The organism is Kitasatospora sp. NPDC054768, assembly GCF_053612025.1.
On sequence record NZ_JBSHBN010000317.1, the window covers coordinates 1 to 3,120 of the forward strand.

The window sequence follows — 3,120 nt, forward strand, 5'->3', positions numbered from 1 at the left end:
GGCGGCGTCGAGGTGGCCGACGTTCCCCTTGACCGAGCCGAGGGCCCAGGACCCGGTGTCGCCGAACGCCCGTGACAACGCCTGCACCTCGATCGAGTCACCGATCACGGTGCCGCTGCCGTGCGCCTCGACATAGTCGATGTCCGTGGGTGCGAGGCCCGCGACGGCCAGCGCCTCCGTGATCACCTCGGCCTGACCACCGACGGTCGGGGCGGTGAAACTCGCCTTGACCCCGCCGTCGTTGTTGATCGCCGAGCCCCTGATCACGGCGTGGACAGTGTCGCCGTCGGCCAGCGCCTCCTCCAGCCGCTTCAGGGCCACCACGCCGACACCGTTGCCGAAGACCGTGCCCCGGGCGTCCGCGTCGAACGGGCGGACGTGCCCGTCCGGGGAGAGGAAGGCCCCCTCCTGGTACGGGTAGCCGGTGTTCTCCTGCACCTTGTAGGAGACCGCACCCGAAAGGGCCATGTCGCACTCGTAGTTGAGCAGGCTCTGGCAGGCGGCGTGCAGCGCCACCAGCGAGCTGGAGCAGGCGGTCTGGACCGGGAAGCTCGGCCCCCGCAGGTCGAGCTTGTACGACACCCGGCTGGTCAGGAAGGCGAGTTCGAAGCCCAGGCCGACGTTCTCGCCCTTGATCGCCTCGCCCTGCTCCAGGTTGCTGAGGATGTTCCCGAGGTAGGCGGTGGTGCTGGCGCCGCCGAAGACGCCGATGCTGCCCTCGTACCGGGCGGCGTCGTAGCCGGCGTGCTCCAGCGCCGTCCACGCCGTCTCCAGGAAGAGCCGGTGCTGCGGGTCCATGATCTTCGCCTCGCGGGCGGTGTACCCGAAGAACTCCGCATCGAACAGGCTGATGCCCTCGAACCTGGGTGCGGCCTTGACGTAGTTCGGCTGCCCGAAGACCTCGGGCGGCACCCCGGCCGCCGTCAGCTCCTCGTCGGTCAGGGCGACGATCGACTCGACGCCGTCGCGCAGGTTCGACCAGAACTCGGTCAGGTCCCCCGCGCCGGGGAAGCGTCCCGCCATCCCGATGATCGCGACACCGTCCCGTTCCGGGAGATCCGTGAACTCATTGGTCATCATTCGCCCCTTGCTGTCCGACGCCGTTGCTGGTGCTGACGCCGGCGCTGCTGCATCTTTTCTCTGCGTTCCTCAAGTGCCTTGCGGTTGTTGCCCGTTGCCTGCTGCAGGGGCTGCTCGGCCAGGCCGGCCAGGTGTGCCGCCGTCAACCCCTCGTACAGGTCGCCGAGGGCGAGCTTCGTGCCCAGCCGGGCATTGATGGTGCTCACCAGCTGGATCGCGATCAGGGAGTTGCCGCCCAGATCGAAGAAACTGTCCTGGATGCCGACCTTCTCGATGCCCAGCAGCTCCTGCCACTGCACGCAGATCGCGCGCTCGGTGTCGCTGCGCGGCGCCACGAACTCGGTGAGGATGTCCGGGCGTTCGTGCGCGGCGCTACGGGGCTCCGCGGTGTCGCCCTGCTCCAGCGAGAAGGCGTTCTCGAACAGCGCCGAGAGCTCGGCGGGCGACACGATGATCTGCGACTCCGAGACGCCGGCCAGGATCGTGTCGAGGGCCCACAGCCCTTCGGCGGGCGACATGGCGCGCTCGTCCACCTGCTCGATGCCGGACGGCGCGGCGGTACCGACCGCCATGCCGATCTCCCGCCACGGACCCCAGTCGATCGAGATCACCCGCCGGGTGCGCCCCCGGTCCTGGGCGAAGGCGTCGAGGAAGCAGTTGGCGGCGCAGTAGTCGACCTGGCCGACACTGCCGATGTTCGCACCGTTCGAGCCGAACAGGACCAGGAAGTCCAGCTCCTGGTCCGCCAGCACCTCCTCCAGCACCAGGGTGCCGTGCACCTTCGGGAGCAGGACCTCGGCGGCCGCCTGGAGGTCCTTGAGCTGGATCAGGCCACCACCGGCGACACCCGCCGTGTGGAAGGCGCCGTGGATGGCCCCCCACCGCTGGGTGGTCCGCCGGACGGCCTCGCTCATCGCCGCCCGGTCGCTCACGTCGGCCTGGAACACCATGAGCTCCGCACCTGCGTCCCGCAGGCGGACCAACTCCCGTACGGTGTCAGCGAGTCGGCCCTTGCCCGGGTTGCCGGCGAGCCAGGAGTCCCACTCCGCGGCGTCGGGCAGCCGGGTGCGCGCGGTGAGCGCGATCCTTGCGCCCGCTGCCGCGAGGTGCCCGGCCAGGGCCAGGCCCAGGCCGCCGGTGCCGCCGGTGACCAGGTAGACACCGTCCTTGCGCACCACCGGCGAATCGTCGCGTCGGGGCAGCGGCTGCGGCAGGTAGTGCTGGGACCAGCGGTGGCCCCCTCGGTGGGCCACCGTCTCCGTGCCGGGCTCCGGTGCTGCTGCCAACTCGGCCATAAGCCTCCCCAGTTGGGCCTGGGTGGGAGCTTCCTGGCAGTCGAGGTCGACGCTGCGGCAGGTGGTGCCCGGCAGCTCGCGGGGCAGCACGCGGCACGGGCCCAGCAGGGTGGCCTTCAGCGGCGAGAGCGGCTCGGCACCGGTGACGTTGTGCAGGCCGTTGCTGAGCACCCAGATCCGGCGCGGCTCGCCGTCCGGGTGCTGGACGAGGGCCTGGGTGAGGCGGATCAGACTCTCGAAACCGTGCTGGAGGCTGCCCTCCTCGCCCGGCGCGGCGATGCTCCAGCCGTGGACGATGTGGGTGGGCACACCGGCAGGACCGTTCCGCAGGGTGCTGATCAGCCGCTCGTAGTCGGAGCTGTCGGCCGGGTCGATGGCGTAGCGGTTGTCTCCCCGGTCGGACCAGGCGTCGGCCGCCGCCACCACGGTGACGGTGGCACCGGCGGCCCGCAGCTGCTCGGTCACCGCCTCGCCCACACCCAGGCCGTCGGCGAAGACCAGCCAGTGCCGGGTGCAGTCCGGCTGCTCCCCGGCCGGGAGAGGTGCCCGCTGCCAGGACGGGGCGTAGAACCACTGGGTGATGTCGTCGCGGCGCGCCGCGGCACGACCGGTGGCCTGGGCCGTCATGGCCTGTCGGTCGAGCCAGTAGCGCTTGTGTTGGAAGGGGTAGGTGGGGAGGGGGATGCGGCGGCGTTGTTGGTGGGTGTGGTAGGTGGTCCAGTCGGGTGTGGTGCCGGTGAGCCAG

2 protein-coding genes are annotated in these 3,120 nt (G+C 70.8%); both read right to left on the reverse strand.

Annotated elements, in window-relative coordinates; all coding sequences use genetic code 11:
• On the reverse strand, positions 1–1,077 hold a 1,077-nt coding region (locus ACWGKU_RS40760; protein WP_452181062.1), incomplete at its 3' end, for a beta-ketoacyl synthase N-terminal-like domain-containing protein.
• A partial coding sequence (locus ACWGKU_RS40765) for a KR domain-containing protein (RefSeq protein WP_452181063.1) occupies positions 1,077–3,120 on the reverse strand: 2,044 nt, incomplete at its 5' end. The genes ACWGKU_RS40765 and ACWGKU_RS40760, both read right to left, overlap by 1 nt.